This is a genomic window from Nonomuraea fuscirosea (assembly GCF_035917475.1).
Classification (GTDB): domain Bacteria; phylum Actinomycetota; class Actinomycetes; order Streptosporangiales; family Streptosporangiaceae; genus Nonomuraea; species Nonomuraea fuscirosea.
This window is the reverse complement of sequence record NZ_CP109074.1, coordinates 6653299-6672159: the sequence shown is the minus strand read 5'-3', so window position 1 is coordinate 6672159 and position 18861 is coordinate 6653299. Positions and strand designations below refer to the sequence as shown.

Annotated in this window: 18 protein-coding genes; 9 read left to right on the top strand and 9 right to left on the bottom strand. The window is 69.2% G+C overall.

The annotated features are described in order from the left end of the window. The first annotated feature begins 1 nt into the window (after nucleotide 1). Nucleotides 2-346 carry an EthD domain-containing protein gene (locus tag OIE67_RS30555; RefSeq protein ID WP_106242220.1) on the top strand — a complete coding sequence of 115 codons (345 nt, stop codon included), beginning with the start codon at nucleotides 2-4 and terminating at the stop codon, nucleotides 344-346. Between the two features lie 69 nt (nucleotides 347-415). On the opposite strand, the gene OIE67_RS30550 is transcribed toward OIE67_RS30555, so the two are convergent. The 4 genes from OIE67_RS30550 to OIE67_RS30535 all read right to left on the bottom strand — a co-directional run bounded on the left by OIE67_RS30550 (nucleotide 416) and on the right by OIE67_RS30535 (nucleotide 4490). Then, a complete protein-coding gene (locus OIE67_RS30550; RefSeq protein WP_326626909.1) occupies nucleotides 416-1681 on the bottom strand; it encodes a serine hydrolase domain-containing protein in 1266 nt (421 codons plus the stop codon). A gap of 573 nt (nucleotides 1682-2254) precedes the next feature. Then, complete coding sequence (locus tag OIE67_RS30545) at nucleotides 2255-3070, bottom strand: alpha/beta fold hydrolase (RefSeq protein ID WP_326626907.1); 816 nt, start codon at nucleotides 3068-3070, stop codon at nucleotides 2255-2257. 19 nt (nucleotides 3071-3089) lie between these two features. Beyond that, nucleotides 3090-3659, bottom strand: a complete 570-nt coding sequence (locus OIE67_RS30540) for a DJ-1/PfpI family protein (RefSeq protein ID WP_106242228.1) — start codon at nucleotides 3657-3659, stop codon at nucleotides 3090-3092. A gap of 87 nt (nucleotides 3660-3746) precedes the next feature. Continuing rightward, on the bottom strand, nucleotides 3747-4490 hold the full coding sequence (locus OIE67_RS30535; RefSeq protein ID WP_106242231.1) for a GntR family transcriptional regulator: 744 nt from the start codon (nucleotides 4488-4490) through the stop codon (nucleotides 3747-3749). A gap of 434 nt (nucleotides 4491-4924) precedes the next feature. Between OIE67_RS30535 and OIE67_RS30530 the strand changes: the two genes are divergently transcribed. The 7 genes from OIE67_RS30530 to OIE67_RS30500 all read left to right on the top strand — a co-directional run bounded on the left by OIE67_RS30530 (nucleotide 4925) and on the right by OIE67_RS30500 (nucleotide 13097). Next, the gene (locus OIE67_RS30530) at nucleotides 4925-6292 is read left to right on the top strand and encodes an extracellular solute-binding protein (protein ID WP_326626903.1); all 1368 of its coding nucleotides are present in this window, start codon (nucleotides 4925-4927) and stop codon (nucleotides 6290-6292) included. Then, complete coding sequence (locus OIE67_RS30525) at nucleotides 6289-7239, top strand: carbohydrate ABC transporter permease (protein ID WP_326626900.1); 951 nt, start codon at nucleotides 6289-6291, stop codon at nucleotides 7237-7239. The genes OIE67_RS30530 and OIE67_RS30525 overlap by 4 nt, the downstream gene beginning before the upstream one ends. Continuing rightward, nucleotides 7239-8150: a carbohydrate ABC transporter permease gene (locus OIE67_RS30520; RefSeq protein ID WP_326626898.1), complete on the top strand. Its 912-nt coding sequence runs from the start codon at nucleotides 7239-7241 to the stop codon at nucleotides 8148-8150. Before OIE67_RS30525 ends, OIE67_RS30520 begins: the two co-directional genes overlap by 1 nt. Then, nucleotides 8150-9217, top strand: coding sequence for an ABC transporter ATP-binding protein (locus OIE67_RS30515; RefSeq protein WP_326626895.1), 1068 nt, complete (start codon nucleotides 8150-8152; stop codon nucleotides 9215-9217). The genes OIE67_RS30520 and OIE67_RS30515 overlap by 1 nt, the downstream gene beginning before the upstream one ends. After that, entirely contained in the window at nucleotides 9217-10293 is a 1077-nt protein-coding gene (locus OIE67_RS30510; protein WP_326626893.1) for an ABC transporter ATP-binding protein, read from the top strand. The genes OIE67_RS30515 and OIE67_RS30510 overlap by 1 nt, the downstream gene beginning before the upstream one ends. Before the next feature lie 38 nt (nucleotides 10294-10331). Next, entirely contained in the window at nucleotides 10332-11792 is a 1461-nt protein-coding gene (locus OIE67_RS30505) for an NAD-dependent succinate-semialdehyde dehydrogenase (RefSeq protein WP_326626890.1), read from the top strand. 66 nt (nucleotides 11793-11858) lie between these two features. Beyond that, a complete protein-coding gene (locus tag OIE67_RS30500; protein WP_326626888.1) occupies nucleotides 11859-13097 on the top strand; it encodes an iron-containing alcohol dehydrogenase in 1239 nt (412 codons plus the stop codon). 36 nt (nucleotides 13098-13133) lie between these two features. On the opposite strand, the gene OIE67_RS30495 is transcribed toward OIE67_RS30500, so the two are convergent. Further along, nucleotides 13134-14474 (bottom strand): cellulose binding domain-containing protein, encoded by a 1341-nt coding sequence (locus tag OIE67_RS30495; protein WP_326626886.1) that lies wholly within the window; start codon nucleotides 14472-14474, stop codon nucleotides 13134-13136. Nucleotides 14475-15006: 532 nt separating this feature from the next. Then, the gene (locus OIE67_RS30490; RefSeq protein WP_326626884.1) at nucleotides 15007-15630 is read right to left on the bottom strand and encodes an aldo/keto reductase; all 624 of its coding nucleotides are present in this window, start codon (nucleotides 15628-15630) and stop codon (nucleotides 15007-15009) included. A 41-nt stretch (nucleotides 15631-15671) separates the two neighbouring features. Between OIE67_RS30490 and OIE67_RS30485 the strand changes: the two genes are divergently transcribed. Continuing rightward, nucleotides 15672-16229: a hypothetical protein gene (locus OIE67_RS30485; protein ID WP_326626883.1), complete on the top strand. Its 558-nt coding sequence runs from the start codon at nucleotides 15672-15674 to the stop codon at nucleotides 16227-16229. A 112-nt stretch (nucleotides 16230-16341) separates the two neighbouring features. Here the strand turns inward: OIE67_RS30485 and OIE67_RS30480 are convergent, their stop codons facing one another. From OIE67_RS30480 to OIE67_RS30470, 3 genes are read right to left on the bottom strand one after another with little or no spacing between them, the layout of a single operon-like run. Continuing rightward, nucleotides 16342-17397 (bottom strand): hypothetical protein, encoded by a 1056-nt coding sequence (locus OIE67_RS30480; protein WP_326626881.1) that lies wholly within the window; start codon nucleotides 17395-17397, stop codon nucleotides 16342-16344. Continuing rightward, on the bottom strand, nucleotides 17394-17651 hold the full coding sequence (locus OIE67_RS30475; RefSeq protein ID WP_326626879.1) for an acyl carrier protein: 258 nt from the start codon (nucleotides 17649-17651) through the stop codon (nucleotides 17394-17396). The genes OIE67_RS30480 and OIE67_RS30475 overlap by 4 nt, the downstream gene beginning before the upstream one ends. Nucleotides 17652-17656: 5 nt before the next feature. Further along, on the bottom strand, nucleotides 17657-18847 hold the full coding sequence (locus OIE67_RS30470; protein WP_326626877.1) for a radical SAM protein: 1191 nt from the start codon (nucleotides 18845-18847) through the stop codon (nucleotides 17657-17659). Nucleotides 18848-18861 lie beyond the last annotated feature (14 nt).

The following is an 18861-nucleotide window of genomic DNA, read 5'->3' as shown; positions in this document are numbered from 1 at the left end:
CATGATCAAGATGATCATCACGCTGAAGCGCCGCGAAGGCATGACGCACGACGAGTTCAAGCACTACCAGCAGAACATCCACCGACCGCTGCTCATGTCGATCCCGGAGTCGGAGCAGTACATCCGCCGGTTCGTCGTGTCGTACCCGGTGCCGGCGCCCCGGTACCCGGCATCGGAGTACGACTCGGTGGTCGAGGCCTGGTTCGACGACATGGCCGGCCTCGAAGCCCTGTTCTTCAGCGAGAACTTCCTGAAGATCGTCGACCCCGATCACGAGAACTTCATCGACCTGGCGACGTTCGGGCGCATCATCTGCGAAGAGGACGTCGTCATCGATCGCGGTTAGCGCCGTAACCGCCCGAACCCTGGACCTCGGTGGCCGCTGTCATGCATGAGCGACACGTACAGGCGCCCGCTACGGTGCGGTGCCGTGGAGCTCCCGGACGAGGGAGCCCGGCACCGGCGTGCCGAGCATGTGACAGACGGCCACCTTCTGGGCGGCGAACTCCGCGTTGGTCCAGCGGGTGATCCCGTCGTTGGGCGCGAGGTCGCCGGCCTTGCCGGTGCTGTCGCTGATGGCGGTCCGGCGGCCGTCGTCGGAGACCGCGGTCGTGCTGTGGTGGCCCTGGGTGTCGCCGCCGTGGCCCCATGCCGTCCCGCAGGGCGTATCGAACTTGATCAGTCCGAGGCCGTAGCGGCCCTTGACGGGGAACTCGGGCGGCAGGGCGACGGTGGTCTTCATCTGGCGGAGCTGGGCTCGGGAGAACAGTTCGGCTTTGAGCAGGGCGGAGTAGAAGCGTGACAGGTCGCCGGCGGTGGAGATGACCGCTCCGGCGGCGCCGGCCCAGCCGCCGATGTTCGCCCCGGTGTGATCGGTGTACTTCGGGGTGCCGCCGGCGAAGATGATGGCGTATCCGTGAGCGTATCCCGGGCCGGTATGGGTGGCCCGCGGGTTGGCGTAGTAGGTGTGCTTGAGGCCCAGCGGGCGGGCGATGCGCCGGCGTACGAGGTCGGCGAGACTCGAGCGGGTCAGCTTCTGCGCGATCATTCCGAGCAGGGTGTAGTTCGTGTTCGAGTACGACCAGCCCTTGCCGGGGGCGAATGTCGGCGGGTGGGCGAAGGCGGCGTCGAGCAGCTCTCGCTCGGTCCAGTCGTGGTGCGGGTCGTTCTGCATGAGAGCCAGCACCTTGGGGTCGCCGGTGTAGTTGAACAGGCCGCTCGTGTGGTTGAGCAGCATGCGCACGGTGATGTTGTCGCCGTTGGGGACGACGCCGGGCAGGTACGTCGAAACGGGTGCGTCGAGTGTGACGGCCTTCTTGTCGACCAGTTGCAGGATCAGCGTCGCGGTGAAGGTCTTGGTGTTGCTGCCGATCTCGAACTGGTCGTCCGCACGCAGCGCCCGGCCCGTGGCCATGTCGGCGACTCCGGCGACGGTGGTGGAAACGCGCCGGCCGTCGTTGATCCGTGCCAGGTAACCAGGGTTGCCGATGGCCAGCATCTGCTGTGCGACGTCACGCATGGAGCCGCCGGCCGGTGGGGCCGGGTGGGGAGTGGCGGCAGCGGGAGTGGCGACGGCGACGACCGAAGTGGCCAGTATCGCCGCCGCGGTCATGGCGACACCCGCGGTGCGCCGGATGGTGTGGTGCCTCGTCGTCGAGGCGGTCGGGGAGGTGGGGTTCATGGTCTTGTCTCCTTGATCGACGACGCGAGGTTCGGGACTGCCTCACCGCTGGTGGTGGGGATGGGTGAGGACAGATCTCTCCCGAGAAGCGCCGCGACTGTCGCGTCTGTTCTATTAGATGTATATCAGATAGAACCTCTAGCGTGTAGCCGCCGCGAACTGACCCACCGAACGCAGCAGGCCCGCCGTTGCACGGCGGGCCTGCGTCATCGCCCTCGACGCCGCGCGGTCGCGGCATCGCGGCATCGCGGCGATCATTCATCTGCTGATGGAAGGCCGGATCAAGCGCCGCGAAGCACTCGGATGCTCGGACGGGTGATCGCGGTGCAGGAAGCGGCCCGCCCAGCCGCGGGCACATGGCCACCGCGAGATCGCCTTCCTGGCCGGCCCGCAGGACATCGGCCCCCGTGGGGCGCCGACGAGATCGATCGCGGCCCTGGTCAGGAGACGCAGTCTCGGCTGCGAGGAGGGCTGAACCTTCCGCCGGAACGCCTCAGGACCGCATGGGCCTCAGGGCCGGTCGCCGATGGGGGTCGCGCGGGATGGCGTCGGGCCTTGCGACTGCCGCCAACCTCACCGTTCCCGGCTGAGGAAGCACGACAGGAGCCGCCTGAAGTCGTGCGGGTGTTCGAGCGCCGGCACGTGCCCGCATCGGCCGAGGACGTGCAGGCGGACGTCGGCCAGGTGTTCGAGCAGGGGCAGGGCTGCCGTCCCGAGCGGGGTGACGCGGTCGTCGGCGCCGTGGACGAGCAGCACGGGCGCGCGGATTCCTGCCAGCGTCCGCGCCGAGAGGCTGAGGTCGTCGGCCCAGCGTGCCCTGGGCGGAGGGAACAGCGACGCGTATGCGGCCGCCCCCGCGCGCATCGCGGCCGTACGGGCGGCGACGGCGGACTCGGTCACGAGCGCCTGGTCGAGGACGAGGCGGCTCAGCATGTCCCGTGCCCCGAGCGGGCCGGGGGCGGCGGCCCAGATCGCGTCGAGGTCGGCGGACAGCGGCGCCCCGGGGGCGCCCATCGTCGAAACCGCCACGACCCGGGTGACCTGCTGGGGACGCGCGGCCGCCAGCGCCAGCGCCACGGCGCCGCCCATGGAGTGGCCCACCACGGCGTAGTGCTCGGCACCGAGAGCATCCATCAGGCCCGCGGCCTGCTCCGTCCACAGCCGGAGCCCACCCCTGGAGCCCGCCGGGATCGGGGTACGGCCGAACCCCGCCTGGTCAGGAGCCACCAGGTGCCAGGACGTGCCCAGCGCCTGGGCCGTCGTCGCCCAGGCGCCGGATCCGGTCGTGCCGGGTCCGGAGCCGTGCAGCATCAGCACCGCGGGCCCGGTGCCGCTCTCCAGGACGTGGAGGGGGGAGCCGCCGACGGTGACGGTCCGAAGTACCGTCACCGGGACAGGCCGGGCGTGCTCATGCCGATGCGGAGTTGACGGACTTCGAGAAGACCTCCATCATCGCCCTGCCGAACTGCGGCATGTCGGGCCACCCCCGGCAGGAGACGAGGTTGCCGTCCACGACGTCGGGAGCGTCGATGACCGTCGCGCCCGCGTTCTCCATGTCACCGGTGATGGGCGGGAAGCACGCCGTCTTCCGCCCCTTCAGCAGCCCGTAGACGGCCGGCACCTGCGCGCCGTGGCACACCAGCGCGATCGGGAGGTTGCGCGCGAAGAAGTGCTCGGTGATGCGCCTGACGTCGGCGTCGACCCGGATCCACTCGGGAGCGCGTCCCCCGGGGATGATGAGGGCGTCATAGCGCTCGACGTCGACCTCGGCCCAGGGCACGTCCACCGGCAGCTTTCGGCCGTTCTTCTCCACGTAGGCGTCGGAGTTGGGGTCGAACTCGTGGATGACCAGCTGAACGTCACGCATCGTCCGTGACGAGACGTCGACGTCCCAGCCGCCCTCCTGCACGCGATAGTAGGGATACATGGTGTCGAGCTCCTCGGCGGCGTCGCCGGTCAGGAGCAGCGCTCTGGGCACCTGCTTCTCCTCGCATCTGGAGCGGGTGAGGCGGATCCAATCCGATCCGATCGGATTGAGCTAGCATTTCTCGACCCGGCCCGCTCGTCAAGCCTCCGCCGCCATTCCGCCCGCGCTCTCGGCCTCGTCGAACAGGCGCCGGAACCGCTCGCCGGACAGCAGGATGTGCCGGCGCATGGCGTAGGCGGCGGCGTCGGGGTCGCGCGCGGCGATCGCGGCCAGGACCTCCTCGTGCTCGGCCATGGCCAGGTGAGTGACCTGGGCGTCGCGGTGCAGCCGGAACAGGTGCACGTGCGTGTGCAGGCGGGCGAGCGCTTCGCGGATGACCTGGTTCTCCGCGCTCAGGGCGACGAGATCGTGAAAAGCGGCGTCGCGCAGCCCGAAGGCGCCGTAGGCCATGGGTCCCTTGCCCCCCTCCAGCTCCACCATGTCCTCCAGCATGCGCCGCATGCCGGCCACCTGCTCCGAGGACGCGCGCTCGGCGGATCTGCGCGCCGCCGCCGGTTCGAGGAGCAGGCGGACCTCCAGCATGTCCTCGAATCGGTGCCGGGTGATCTGGGGGGGAATGTGATAGCCGGCATGGGGCACCCGCACGACCAGGCCCTCGGCCTCCATGCGGTTCAGAGCGTCTCGGATCGGCGTCTGCGAGACCCCCAGCTCCCGCGCCAGGACATCGATCGTGACGCGGGAGCCGGGCTCGATCCGGAGCGACATCATCTGTCCGAGCAGCGTGTCGTACACCTCGTCGGCGAGCCGGCCGCGAGATCTCGGCGGCGGCGTTCCGTCCGTCATGGCCTCACGGCGCCGCGCGATCACCGCTTCGTCGTCCATCGTCACGTGAGGTCCTTTCCTGCGTCTCCGGGAACCTGTTGACATCGGTCGCCCTACTGCGGGATGTTGACGCTCCCCACCGGATCGTATAGGAAAGGTGGCGGATGCCAGCCATCCTCACCTATCGGGGAACCGTCCGCCATCGCTCCGCTTCGATCAGTTGGAGCTTCCAAGAGCATGCTCGACGTCCTGCTCGGTTCGCCACCGGACCGTACAAGGACAGAATTCCCGACTGCTTGAAGCCCCACCACGTCGCGGCGCATGCGTGACTCCGGTCCGCGGGTCAGCCCCGCGCCGGCCGGTGACACGCCTGAACAAGCCGGCAACCGCTCGGCGAAGCACGCAGCAAGGCTCCAGAAGTCCCCGCCCAGAAAGCAGGCGAGAAGATGCGGTATCCCCAGCGAAGAGGACGACTGTCCGTTCCCGGGCGAAAAGTGCGGCTGGCGACGGCGGCCATGGTGGTGGCCACGACCATGGCGGCCTGCGGCGGCCAGAACGACAGCGCACCCAAGGCGCCGGCGACCATTCCGGAACTCACCAAGGATCCGCTGACCCTCAGCTTCATCTGGTTCGACTGGCCCCCCGCCCACGCGCTGGAGACCTTCGCGAACGCGGAGTACACCAAGCTGCGGCCGAACGTGACCATCAAGGTCAAGACCGTGCCGAACGCGAACTGGCACGACGCGATGTTCACCCAGTTCGCCGCGCACAAGACCGACTTCGACATCCCGATCCTGGACTCACAACACATCGGCGAGGCCGTGACGAACGGCAACATCCTCGACATCACCGACTTCGTCAAGAAGAACATCGACGTCAAGGCCTACAACCCGTACCTCCTGGCGGCCTACGGCCAGTTCCCCCAGGCGGAGACCGGCAAGCGCGACGAGAACGCCAGCCTGTACGGACTGCCGCTGCTCGGCGACACCTGGACGATGATCTACCGCAAGGACCTGATCGGCGACAAGCCACCGCAGACCTGGGACGAGATGATCTCGGTCGCCGAGAAGTGCCAGGCGGACAACCCCGGCGTCAGCGGGCTGGCTTTCCACCAGGCCAACGGCTCCGACGCCGCGGCCGTCACCTACAACACGGTCAACGGCGTCTACGGCGGCAACCTCTGGAACCCGAAGACGCGCAAGATCAACGGCGTCATCAACGACGCCGCGGGCCAGGAGGCGATGGACGTCCTGGTCAACAAGATGAAGCCGCTGACCGCCAAGGGCTCAGGCAACTGGTTCATCGACGAGGTGAACGCGGCGGTCGCCCAGGGCAAGGCCTGCATCGCGTTCAACTGGATCGCCGCGAGCGGCGGCCTGCTCGACCCGAAGCAGTCGACGCTCGGCACCACGCGGGAGCAGATTCTCGACAAGCTGGGTTTCGCCACCCTGCCGAGCCAGAAGACGAACCTGGTGCCTCTCGGCGGCATGGGGATGCACGTGTCGGCCTATTCCCCCGAGGCGAACCAGGCTGAGGCCCTGAGCTTCATGAAGTGGTTCGAGCAGGCCGACATCCAGAAGAAGTGGGCCGCGGCCGGTGGCGTGCCCTCGCGTACGGACGCCCTGGAGTCGCCCGAGTTCCTCGACGCCGCGCCGTTCAACCAGGTGTACACCGACTCGGTTCCGCGGATGCGGGACATGTGGAACGTACCCGAGTACGCGCGCCTCGTCGACATCGAGAACACCAACGTGAACGCGGCTCTCAACGGCGCGAAGACGCCGAAGGAGGCGCTCGACGACATCGCCAAGGAGCAGCAGAGCGTGCTCGACGCCGCCGGAGGCAAGGGCGGCGGCGGACTGTGAGCGACTCCGCCCCCCTGACGACCGACCAGCCCGGGCAGGTGGCGTCCGCGACGCCGCCCGCACCGGGCCGGTCCCGCCGCTTGAGCGACCGCGGGCTGGCCGTGGCCTTCACCTCGCCCGCGCTGCTGCTGTTGCTCGCCATGTCGGTGTTCCCGTTGCTGTGGGCGTTGTACCTGTCCTTCACCGACTACTCGGCCACCCGCGGGGGGCCGGCCCAGTTCGTCGGGTTCGGGAACTACACCGCCATCCTGGCTTCGGAGCAGGTCCACCTGAGGGCCTTGACGACGTTGGTCTACGTGGTCGGCGCGGTCACCCTGCAGACCGTGCTCGGTTTCGCCATCGCCTACCTGATCTCACGGCGCACGCACGGGCGAGGACTGCTGACCACGCTGTTCCTGGTGCCGATGATGCTGTCGCCGGTCGTGGTGGGGCTGTTCTGGCGATTCATGCTCGACGCGCAGTTCGGCGTGGTCAACAGCATGCTCGGCTCGATCGGCCTGGGGCAGGTGGAGTGGCTCACCGGGCAGCGAACGGCACTGATCTCCCTGATCCTGGTCGACACCTGGCAGTGGACGCCGTTCATCATGCTCATCGCACTCGCGGGCCTCACCGCGGTTCCCCGGTACCTGTACGAGGCCGCCTCGATCGATCGGGCGTCCGAGTGGTTCCGGTTCCGCACCATCACCCTTCCCCTGGTGTGGCCACTGCTCCTCATCGCCGTGTTGTTCAGGGCCATCGAGGCCTTCCGGCTGTTCGACCTCGTCTACATCCTCACCAGCGGAGGTCCGGGGGTCTCCACCGAGACGTTGTCGTTCCACGTCTACAAGGTCGCGTTCCTGGGCTTCAACACCGGGACCGCCTCGGCGTACGGGATCCTGATGATCCTCGTCGTCATCATCCTCACGCAGCTCTACCTGCGCTACCTGAACAAGCTCAAGGAGGACTGATGGCCGTCTCCGTCGACGAGGCCGTGTCCACACGTCCTGCCCGGGATCGCGGGTCCCCCGCGCGCCGCTTCGGCGGCCGGGGCCGCTCCGCGCTGGAGGTCGCGCTGCTGACCGTGCTGGCCGCCGTGATGCTCTTCCCGGTGCTGTGGATGATCGAGACGTCCATCAAGGAGAACCGGGACGTCTACGCCATCCCGGCCAAGTTCTTCGACTTCAAGGTCACCATGGACCATTACAAGGACGTGTTCGTCGCCTCCGGCAGCGGTCGTTCGACCCTGTCCGCCGCGTTTCTCAACTCCGTCGTGGTCGCCGGGGCCTCCACGGCACTGGCCACCGTACTGGGGGTGCCGGCGGCCTGGGCCTACTCACGCTTCGCGATGAAGGCCAAGAAGGACCAGCTGTTCTTCATCCTGTCCACCCGCTTCATGCCGCCCGTGGTGGTCGTGATCCCGATCTTCCTCATGTACCGCCAGGTCGGACTCATCGACAGCAAGCTCGGCCTGATCCTCATCTACGCCGCGTTCAACGTCCCGTTCACGATCTGGATGATGAAGGGGTTCGTCGACGAGGTGCCCGCGGAGTACGAGGACGCCGCCATGCTCGACGGCTACACCCGCTTGCAGGCGTTCTGGCGATACACCCTGCCCCTGCTCCTGCCCGGCATCGCCGCGACGGCGGTCTTCGCCCTCATCTTCTCGTGGAACGAGTTCGTGTTCGCCATCTTCCTCACCTCCAGCGACAGCGTGCGGACGGCCCCACCCGCCATCGCCGGCCTCATCGGCGGAACCACCGTGGACTGGGGTCTGGTGGCCGCCGCCTCCGTGGTGTTCGCCCTGCCGGTGCTCGTCTTCGCCTACCTGGTGCGCAAGCACCTCGTCGCCGGTGTGACGCTCGGGGCGGTGCGACGCTGATGGCGGGCATCGAGGTGACCGCCCTGCACAAGCGCTACCCGGACGGGACGGTCGCGGTCGATCACGTGGACCTGTCCATCCGCGACGGCGAGCTGTTCGTGATGCTCGGCCCTTCGGGTTGCGGCAAGACGACCACACTGCGGGCCGTAGCCGGCCTGGAGCGGCAGACGACGGGCGACATCCGCATCGGCGACACGCTGGTCAACGACCTGCCGCCGGCCGAGCGCGACATCGCCATGGTGTTCCAGTTCTACGCTCTCTACCCGCATCTGCGAACCCGCGACAACCTGGCCTTCCCCCTGCGGGCCGAGGGACTGCCCAAGGCGGAGGTGCGCGCGCGGGTCGACGAGGCCGCCCGGCTGATGCGGCTCGGTCCGCTCCTGGACCGGCGGCCGCGCCGGCTGTCCGGCGGGGAGCAGCAGCGCGTCGCGCTCGCCCGCGCCCTGGTGCGACGGCCGCGCGCGTTCCTCATGGACGAACCTCTCACCAATCTGGACGCGGAGCTGAGGGCGGACATGCGCACGGAGATCAAGCACCTGCAGGGGGAGCTGGGGACGACGATGGTCTACGTCACCCACGACCAGGTCGAGGCCATGTCGCTCGGCCACAGGATCGCCATACTCAACAAGGGCCGCGTCGAGCAGATCGGCACGCCGCTGGAGGTCTACGACCGTCCCGCGAGTCTCTTCTGCGCCGCATTCATCGGCTCCCCGCCGATGAACCTGATCGAGGTGGAGGTGGCCGACGGGAAGCTGCGCGGTCAGGGCGGACTGGTCCTCACGCCACCGCCGGGCCTGCCGCGCGACCGCCGCCTGGTCGCGGGCGTCCGGCCGGAGGCGCTGGAAGTCACCGAACCGCGGGCGGAACGTTCGGTCCCGGCCCGCGTGGTCTCGGCGGAGTGGCTCGGCGACGAGATCATCTACGTGGTCGACCACGGCGGCCAGCGGGACGTACGGGTGCGGATGCCGCCGACTGTCCGTTTCGCCGCTGACGCGCCGGTCGGGTTGCGGCACACCGGCGGGACCCCGGCGGTCTACGACGTGAACACGGAAGAGCTGGTGGCCTGATGGGAACCGTGGCGGTGCGCGGGCTGCGCAAGTCCTTCGGAAAAGTCCAGGCCCTGGACGGGGTGACGCTGGACGTTCCGGACGGATCGTTCTTCGTCGTCCTTGGACCCTCCGGGGCGGGCAAGACGACGACCCTGCGCGCGATCGCCGGCCTGGACAAGCTCGACGCCGGGTCGGTGCATCTGGACGGGAGGGACGCGACCGGTGACGCCCCGGCCGCACGCGACCTGGCCATGGTGTTCCAGAACTACGCCCTCTACCCGCGGCACACGGCGTACGAGAACATCGCTTCGCCGCTGCGGGCACGCCGCTGTTCCGCGAGCGAGATCGCCGCCGCCGTCGAGCGGATCTCGAGCCTGCTGCACATCGAACGTCTGCTGCAGCGTCGTCCGGCGCAGTTGTCGGGCGGTGAGATGCAGCGTGTCGCCCTGGCCCGGGCACTGGTACGCCGCCCACGCGCGTTCCTCATGGACGAGCCGCTGACGAACCTCGATCTCAAGCTCCGCGTCGAGATGCGCACCGAGCTCACCCGCATCCACCGCAGTCTCGGAGCGACCTTCGTCTACGTGACCAACGACCAGGTCGAGGCCCTGTCCATGGCCGACCAGGTCGCGGTGCTCAAGGAGGGGAAGGTGCAACAGATCGGAACGCCGGCCGAGGTGTACGAGCGTCCGGCCAACCAGTGGGTCGCGGGATTCGTCGGGAGCCCGCCGATCAGCCTGCTCGCCTGCCACGCCGAGGGAGATCGCCTGGTCGGGGCGGAAGGCTGGACGCTGCCGCGGCCCCGCTGGACCACGGCCGAGGACGGTCGTCCGCTGCTGCTGGGCGTGCGCGCGGAGGACCTGTCCGTCGAGCGGCGTGGGGACGCGTCGTTGCCGGGTGAGCTCTACGGCCTTGAGCCGCTCGGTGACCGGACGGTGGTCGACGTCCGGGTGGGGACGGAGATCCTCAAGGTCAAGGCACGGACCACCGTCACCGGTACGCCGGGCGAGCGGCTGCTCGTCACGGTCGACCTGGACCGCGCGCACCTGTTCGATGCGGGCACCGGGCTGGCGCTGTCCGAAGCCGGAAGGTGATCGGTGGCGGCATCGAGAACATCACAGGAGGCGGCGCGATGAGTGACCCGATGAACGTCCTGGCCCCCGAGCACCGGCGGCTCCGGATCGGCGACGCCTGGCGCGACGCCGCCGGCGGAGCCACCTTCGCCGTCGAGGACCCGGCTACCGGCAAGACCATCGCCGAGGTGGCGGACGCCGGCGTCGCCGACGGGCTCGCCGCCCTGGACGTGGCGAGCGAGGCGATGGCGGAGTGGGCGGCGACCCCGCCGCGACGACGGTCGGAGTTGCTGACCGCGACGTACCGGGCACTGATCGGGCGATCCGAGGAGGTCGCCCGGCTGATCACGCTCGAGATGGGCAAGCCGCTCGCCGAGGCCAGGGGAGAGGTGGCCTACGGCGCCGAGTTCTTCCGCTGGTTCGCCGAGGAGGCGGTGCGCGTCGAGGGGCGCTACAACACCGCGCCCGCCGGCGGATATCGCATCCTCACCGTGCCGAAGCCGGTCGGACCGTGCGTCTTCGTGACGCCCTGGAACTTTCCGCTGGCGATGGGTGCCCGCAAGATCGCTCCCGCGCTGGCGGCGGGCTGCACGACGATCACCAAGCCGGCCGCCCAGACGCCGCTCACCATGCTGTTCCTGGCCCGCATCATGGAGGAGGCCGGCGTTCCCCCGGGCGTCGTCAACGTCGTGACCACCGAGCGGGCCGGCGAGGTGGTCTCAGCACTGCTGGCCGACCGCCGGACCCGCAAGCTGTCGTTCACCGGGTCGACCGAGGTCGGGCGCGTGCTGCTCCGGCAGGCGGCGGACAACGTGCTGCGCACCTCCATGGAACTGGGCGGCAACGCGGCCCTGATCGTGTGTGCCGACGCGGACCTGGACGTCGCGCTCGACGGCGCCATGGTGGCCAAGATGCGCAACATCGGGGAGTCCTGCATCGCGGCCAACCGGATCTACGTCGAGGAGCCGGTGCGCGAGGAGTTCACGGCGCGCTTCACCGAGCGGATGGGCGCGCTCTCGGTGGGCCATGGTCTCGACGACGGCGTGGACGTCGGGGCGTTGATCGACGAGGCGTCGGTCACCAAGATCGACGAGCTCGTCGCCGACGCGGTCGATCGCGGCGCCCGTGTCCTGGTGGGCGGCGAGCGTCCGGACGGGCCGGGCCACTTCTACCCGCCCACGGTCCTCGTCGACGTGCCCGAAGACGCGCGGATGCTGCGGACGGAGATCTTCGGCCCGGTGGCGCCGATCATCTCGTTCACGTCCGACGAGGAGGTGATGGCGAAGGCCAACGACACCGAGCACGGCCTGGCCGGATACGTCTTCACCCGTGACCTCCAGCGGGCGCTCCGGTACGCCGAGGGGCTGGAGACGGGGATGGTCGGCGTCAACCGTGGCCTGATCTCGGACCCGTCGGCTCCGTTCGGAGGCGTGAAGCAGTCCGGGATCGGTAAGGAGGGGTCGCACGAGGGCATCCTCGAGTACCTCGACGTCACCTACGCGGCGATCGACCTGCCGTGACCGGCACGGATCCGCCGGCACCCGGGGGTCCAGCAATCACCGCCGACGTTTCAGAGAGGCACTGACATGCTTGAGACCGTCCGCGGACCACGCCAGCTGATCGTGGGCGAAGGGGTCGCGCAGAACATTCCACGCGTGGTGGCCGAGTGCGGCTCGCGCGTCCTCATCGTGACCGACCGGGTTCTTCTGGGGCAGCCGGGCGTGGCCGAGATCGTGGCCGCCGTGCGGGAGAAGGTCGACGTCGTCGGGGTGTTCGCCGACGCGACTCCGGACGTGCCTCTCGCCGACGTCGCTCTGGCCGTCTCGGCCGCCGCGGAAGTGGACGCCGACGTGATCCTCGCCATCGGGGGTGGCACGGTGATCGACCTCGCCAAGATCGTCGGCGTCATCCGGTGCCACGGTGGGACGCCGCGCGACTTCTACGGCGAGTCGAAGGTGCCGGGGCCGACGATTCCTCTCGTCGCGATCCCGACGACGTCGGGCACCGGCTCCGAGCTCACGCCCGTCTCGGTGCTGACCGACCCGGACCGCGAGCTGAAGGTGGGGGTCTCCAGCGTCCACATCGTGCCCGACTTCGCCATCGTCGACCCCGAGCTCACCTACACCTGCCCGGCGACCGTCACCGCCCACTCCGGCATCGACGCGTTCTGTCACGCGGTGGAGAGCTACACCGCGCGACCCCGGTCCCACGGGCCGCGCGACCCGGTGGAGCAGGTCTTCCTCGGCCGCAACCCGATCACCGATCACTACGCGCTCCTGGCCGCGGAGCGGATCGCCCGCAGCCTGCCCCGTGTCGTCAGGGACGGAGGCGACAAGGACGCGCGCGCGGACATGTCTTATGGGTCCATGCTGGCCGGGCTCGCTTTTTCCCACGCGGGCAACGCGGCTCCGCACGCACTCCAGTACCCCATCGGCGCAGCCACCCACACACCGCACGGCCTGGGCGTCGGGCTGCTGCTGCCCTACGCGCTGGACGCGGCCAGGGACGCCATCGGCGACCGGCTGGCCATCCTCGCCGGGGTGTGCGGGCTCGACGTGACCGACGCCTCGGAGGCCGAGGCGGCGGAGACGTTCCTCACCTGGCTCGACGGGCTCCTCGCCGGCATCGGCATCCCCGCTACCCTGGCGGACATCGGCGTGGCACGCGCCGACCTCCCGCGCTTCGCGGAGATGGCCGGCGGTGTCACCCGCCTGATCCAGAACCATCCGGGCCCGACCGACACCGCCAGCCTGACCGCGATCCTCGAAGCGGCCTGGCTCGGGGACCGGACCCGGCGCGTCCTGACTCCGAAGCAGAGATGGTGACGGCCTTTCACCTGCCGGAAATCGTCTGGATGTCGTTCACGGGCTGGTGCAGGTGTATCCGGATGGCAGGGCCGTGTCGCCGCCGGGACGGCCGGCCTGGAAGCCGAGGCTGGTGGTGCCGGCTCCGGGGGCCAGCGTGCCGTTGAAGCTCATGCTCCTGGCCGTGACGGTCTGCCCGCTGGTGGTGACGGTGGCGTTCCACGAGCCGGTCAGCGTGTGCCCGGCCGGGAGCGTGAAGGTGACCGTCCAACCGGTGATCGTCGAGGTACTGGTGTTGGTGATCGTCAGCGGCTGGATCACATAGCCGGTACTCCACTGGGTCTGCACGGTCGGCGTGGCCGTGCAGGCTCCGGTGGTGCCGCCGCCGCTGGTGGTGACCTGGACCGTGCCGGACACCGGCGAGAGGTTGCCGGCGGCGTCCCGCGCGCGGACCTGGTAACGGTAGGTGGTGCTCGGGGTCAGGCCCGTGTCGCTGAACGAGGTCGTGGCCGAGGTGCCGGCCTGGGTGAAGGTGCCGCCGGTGGCCCCGGGCGCGCGCAGGATGTCATAGCCGCTCACCCCGACGTCGTCAGTGGAGGCGGTCCAGGACAGGTTGGTGCCGCCGGCGGTGGTGCCGGAGGCCGTCAGCCCGGCCGGGGCGGTGGGTGGTGTGGTGTCGTTCGTGCCCCCCTGGAACTGGTTGAAGAAGTTCCACACCACTGCCTTGGTCCAGGTCCGTGCGCCGTCGTCGGCGGTGGACCCGTCCACTGGACCGGGGCCATGACCCCCGTCGAACGCCGCCCATACGACCGGGTACCCGGATCGGCATCCCGAGTAGGCGGTGACGATGTGAGTCACGCTGCCCTGTGCCGGCTCGGGAGGGTTCTGAGGAGTGCAACCGTTGTTCCTGACGAACGTGTCGCGCAGAGACCGGCCAAGCGAGATGTTGAGTACGTTGTCCCTGAGGCCGTGCAGCCCGATGTAGGCGACAGGTTGGGTGCCGCCGCCGCATCCGCTGAGCTGTGCGCCGGAGTAGACGGCGACCGCGCGGAAGACCGTCGCCCGGGCGCAGGCCAGGGCGTAGCTCATGCCGCCGCCGTAGCTGAAACCTCCGGCGAACCGCTGCGTGGTGTCGACACACAGGTCCGCTTCGATCAGCCTGATCATGTCGTCGACGAAGGTCAGGTCTTCGCCGCCGGAATTGGCCCAGCCGTTGTTCAGGCCCTGGGGAGCGACGAAGATCGCGGTGTTGTTCGCCAGTTGCCTGAGCCCGTAGTAAGACCAGGTGAATCCGCTGGTCCCGCCCGAGTCGACGTCGTTGGCGGTGCCGCCTCTCCAGTGGAACCCGAAGATCAACCGGTAGGGATTGTCGTTGTTGTAGTTGTCGGGAATTCTCAAGATGAAGGAGCGAGTCCGGCCACCGCTCTGAATCGACTGCGTGCCGCTCCTGAGCGTCGGAGTCTTGCCGCAGCCCTGCGTCGCCGCGGCGGCGCTCGCCGCGCGTGACGTGGTTGCGCTGCTGCTCAGCGCCGTACCACCGGTGGCCGTCACGAGAAGCGCCGCGACCGTGACAGCGGCGAAGATGGACCTACCCCGTAACATCACTCACCTGCCTGTGGCTTCGCCGAGAGCGGCGGTGCCAGGGCCTCGGATAGCGTCGACATGAGGTTGATCAGTCCTCTCATCCGTGCGGACCGGGTGGCAGTCGGAAGGCGTGACGGGCCATCTTGTTATCGCTAACATGGCTCTCGCGTCTGTCCTCCGCCGATGGGTGGTGGTGCGACGGAGCAAATCCGAGGCGGGCAGGTGCCGTCAAGGCGTGGCCCGCTCCTCTGTTCCGGACAAGCGGCGACCCATGCCCGTCTTGCTGGCAGGTGTCGCAACGTTCGCCCGGAAACAGACTGAAACTTTCAGGCGTGCTACACCTGGCCTACGCCGAGGCTCCTGGCGCCGCCCGTAGCCGATCGTCAGCGCCGGGAACCGGTCGATCTCCTGTCTTTCCGGATGGCGTGCGGTGCTGCGAGCGCTGGTTGAGCGTGCCGTACTGGCCGCCTCGTACCCGCGCCGGGTCGAACAGGTCCGCCAGGAAGGCGAGGTCGTCCGCGCTGAGCGGCACGGACGTTGCGGCGATGTTCTGACGCGCGTACGCCGCCCGCTTCGTGCCGGGAATGGGGGCGATGTCATACGGCTGGGCCAGCAGCCAGGCCAGGGCGACCTGCCCCGGCGCGTATCCCCGTTCACCGGCGAACGTCTTGAGCCCCTCGATGAGGCGGAGGTTGTGCGCGAAGTTCTCCTCCTCGAACTTCGGCAGGCTGGAGCGGAAGTCGTCGGCGGACAACGACGTGCCGGTGGAGAAGCGGCCGGCGAGTGCGGCTCGCCCCAGCGGGCTGTAGGGGACGAAGGTGATGCCCAGCTCGCGGCAGGTGGGCAGCACTTCCTGCTCCACCTCGCGGGCCCACAGTGAGTATTCGCTCTGGAGGGCTGAGAGGGGCGCCACGGCGGACGCCCGGTGAAGCACGTCCGGCCCGACCGCGCTGAGCCCGATCGCGCGCACCTTGCCCGATCAGCCTGCGCGAGCTCGCGCGGCGGCTGGGCGTGTCCAAGACGCACGTGGTGCGCTACTTCGAGACCCGCGATGGCGTCTTCCTGGGGCTTCTCGAACGGATGCGGCTCGCCTGGATCGAGGACCTGGCCGGTGAATGGCCCGTTCCTCCCTGCGAGCCGGGACAGGTCATGCGGGCCTGGGCCGACTCCCTCGCCGCCCGGCCGGTCCTGTGCCAGCTGTGGAGCCTGCTGCCGAGCGTCCTGGAGCGGAACGTCTCGGCCGAGGCCGTGCACACGTACAAGCTCTCCTACCAGGAACACCGCGCCAGGCTGGCGAAGGCGGTTGGCGAGCGGGTGCCGGCCCTTCGCGAGGAGGACGCGATCAGGCTGACGGACTACGCCGTCGTCGTGCTGGTGGGTCTGTGGCCATTCGGCGATCCGCCCCCGGCCGTCGTCGAGGCCACGGCCGATCCCCGGCTCGCGAGCTCACGGGTGGACTTCGCCTCCATGTACGGCGAGGTGCTGGGGACCATGCTCGCGGGGCTGCTCGCCCGAAGGCACGCAGACGACACGCGGTCGCCGAGGGAGATGGCCGACGAGGGCCGGTAAGCCGGTGCAGGCGTCCGCCGGCGCACAACCTGCGGCCGGCGATCATGTGCAGCGAGGCAGTGCCGTGGCGGTGCCACCGCCGGCTGCCATTGTCGCCGACGTGCCGGGTGATCTACGTGGCGGCCAGCTCCCGTGCGTAGTCGCGGGGCCGGTCCCGCAGGTCGAGCAGGCGCCGGTGCATCCGCGCGAGCGGTTCCAGCGAGAAGCCGGTGTCCCGCCACGTCTCGAACGTGATGCCGATCCCCAGATCGACGCAGAACCGCACGTTGCGATCCTCGTGCTCGCCATACCCCTCCAGGCCGATGATCGGCGTCGCCGCGGTGAACGCGTCGAGGATCGTGCCTCCGCCCAGCTTGGCCATGACCGCCACGGCGCGCCGGGTCAGGTCGAGTGCCTGGTGGTGGTCCTCGGCCTGCTCATAGACGGGCGGCGCGGCGGCGACGATCTCGCCGAAGGGCGGGAAGCCGTCGTCGTGCCAGGGGTTCCAGGAGGGGTCCATCATGAAGCGGCGCGACCCGGGAACCAGGTCGGGGGCCTCGCCGGCGTCGCGCACCACGAGGTCGAGCGGCAGCCCCGCGGCGCTCAGCTCCGCGGCCCGCTCCAGGTACGTGCCCATCGACCAGCCGCCGCCGTGCGCCAGGACGCGCCTGTCCCGCTCCTCCCAGCGCAGCGGCGGCTCGGTGGTGGCCCGGATCGTCCAGGGGATGTCGTTGCCGGCGGAGTCGAACAGCCACACCTCCCGATGCCTGTCCAGCGACCCGGCCCGGCGGGCGAAGGACGGCGAGTTGGCCGAGTCGGCGTGGCACACGTCAACGGGCACCGCCCCGAACTCCTCCGCGTAACGCTCCACGACGGGCAGCCAGAGACCGCTGAAGACGACGAAACGGCGGACCCCGTCGTCATGCCAGCGCTTCTTCACCGATTCGATCAGCATCGGGTCGAAGGCGTCCGACAGGTTGCGGAAGAGGCGCTGGCCGACCCGGGCGAGACGGAAGTCGCGCTGGTACGCCTCCTTGCTGGCGGAGATCCTTTCGCGCCGTTCCGGCTGCCAGAACGCCTCCGCCAGGAAGACCTCGCCGGTGGCCCCGAGCTCCTTCAGCCGTCGCCTGAGCAGCAGGCCGGTGACGTGGGCGCCCAGCCCCGGGCCGCCGGTCAGGATCGCGATCACGCGAGGGCGTTGACGTGCGACAGGACGAAACCGCAGAAGGCGCGGATGGAGTAGAGCCCCTCGATGTCCAGCCGGTCGAAGTCGAGCTCCACGTCGAACCTGTCCTCGACCATGAACAGGAAGTTGATCAACTGGATGGAGTCCATGCCCAGCTCGCGGATGATGTCCGCGTCGTCGCCGAGCTCCTCCGCGGCCCGGTCGTCGCCCAGGGCCTCGGCCAGCATCGACTTGATCTGCGGCAGGAGGTCGTCCATCTCGTTCAGACTCCGTTCTCGTAGAGCGATGAGCACTTGGAGCAGACGGGCATCAGGCCCGTGGCGCGCAGTGTGGTGCGCACCCGGCGGAAGGCGGGGCTGTGCCAGACCTCCGCCAGCGTCCCGTCCCTGATGTCCCCGACGATGAACTCGGGGAAGAACTTGCACGAGCTGACCTTGCCGTCGGCGTGCACCTCCAACCGGCTGGAGACCGCCAGGCAGGTGGACTTGCCCGCGACCAGCCGGCTGCGGCCGAGGGCGAAGTCGGTGACGTCGTCGAGCGTCACCTCGGGCGTGTAGCGGATCCAGGGCCGCCACACGCGTCCGGCGAGTTTCCTCATCGACTCCCGCAGGACGGGGATGTTGTCCGGTTCGAGGTGGTAGGTGTAGGAGTGCCAGGTGGCCTGGCCGGGCGGGGGCGGCGGGTTGAGCCAGGCGAAGTCGCGCGCGTACACCTCGTCCATCCGCGCGGCGGCCTCGGGAGTGATCCACCAGGGCAGCTGGAAGAAGACCGAGTGGAGTTCGAGCTCCTCGGCCCACTCCATGAACTCGTACAGGCGGCCCGCCGTCGCGTTGCTGACCATGGAGTTGACGGTGACCTCGCCTCGATACTCTCCGCTCCTGCGCAGGTCGAGCAGGGTCTTGAGGTTGCGTTCCGTCCTGGAGAACGACCTCGGTCCGCGCAGCGCCTCGTGGTCGGCTTCGAGCCCGTCGAGGCTGACCGTCAGGTTGAGGTTGCTGCCGAGCTTGAGCAGATGCTCCAGGTTGCGCTCGATGAGCAGGCCGTTCGTGCAGATGTTGACCTTGCGCGGGTAGCGGAGCAGGAGCTCGACCAGTTCGGGCAGGCGGCGGTACATCAGTGGCTCGCCGCCCCACAGCCAGGTCTTGGGCCTGGTCTCGTCCGTCTCGCGGAGCAGCCGTTCCAGCACCTCGATGTCCAGCTCGGCGGTGACCCGGTCTCTGCTGTAGTCGCGCAGGAAGCCCTGGTCGTTCCACTGGAAACAGTGGTCGCAGCGCAGGTTGCAGGAGTAGGTGAGCTGCAGGCTGAGCTCACCGGGCAGATCGGTGGCGTAGCCGGGATCGGCTCCGACCCCTCTCTTGGTCTGCGACCGCACCGTGAGCTTGCGCCGGACGTCGGCGAACTCGGTCGGGGTCAGCGTCCGGCTGGATCGATTCTCCGTCAGCTTTCTGTCCACCTTGGTCATCTCCC

Bases quoted from the DNA above. Each gene is read 5' to 3' on its own strand.
- OIE67_RS30550 (WP_326626909.1), bottom strand. From the start codon at position 1,681: ATGAACCCCACCTCCCCGACCGCCTCGACGACGAGGCACCACACCATC.
- OIE67_RS30510 (WP_326626893.1), top strand. From the start codon at position 9,217: ATGGGAACCGTGGCGGTGCGCGGGCTGCGCAAGTCCTTCGGAAAAGTC.
- OIE67_RS30535 (WP_106242231.1), bottom strand. From the start codon at position 4,490: ATGGACGACGAAGCGGTGATCGCGCGGCGCCGTGAGGCCATGACGGAC.
- OIE67_RS30520 (WP_326626898.1), top strand. From the start codon at position 7,239: ATGGCCGTCTCCGTCGACGAGGCCGTGTCCACACGTCCTGCCCGGGAT.
- OIE67_RS30515 (WP_326626895.1), top strand. From the start codon at position 8,150: ATGGCGGGCATCGAGGTGACCGCCCTGCACAAGCGCTACCCGGACGGG.
- OIE67_RS30555 (WP_106242220.1), top strand. From the start codon at position 2: ATGATCAAGATGATCATCACGCTGAAGCGCCGCGAAGGCATGACGCAC.
- OIE67_RS30500 (WP_326626888.1), top strand. From the start codon at position 11,859: ATGCTTGAGACCGTCCGCGGACCACGCCAGCTGATCGTGGGCGAAGGG.
- OIE67_RS30505 (WP_326626890.1), top strand. From the start codon at position 10,332: ATGAGTGACCCGATGAACGTCCTGGCCCCCGAGCACCGGCGGCTCCGG.
- OIE67_RS30475 (WP_326626879.1), bottom strand. From the start codon at position 17,651: ATGGACGACCTCCTGCCGCAGATCAAGTCGATGCTGGCCGAGGCCCTG.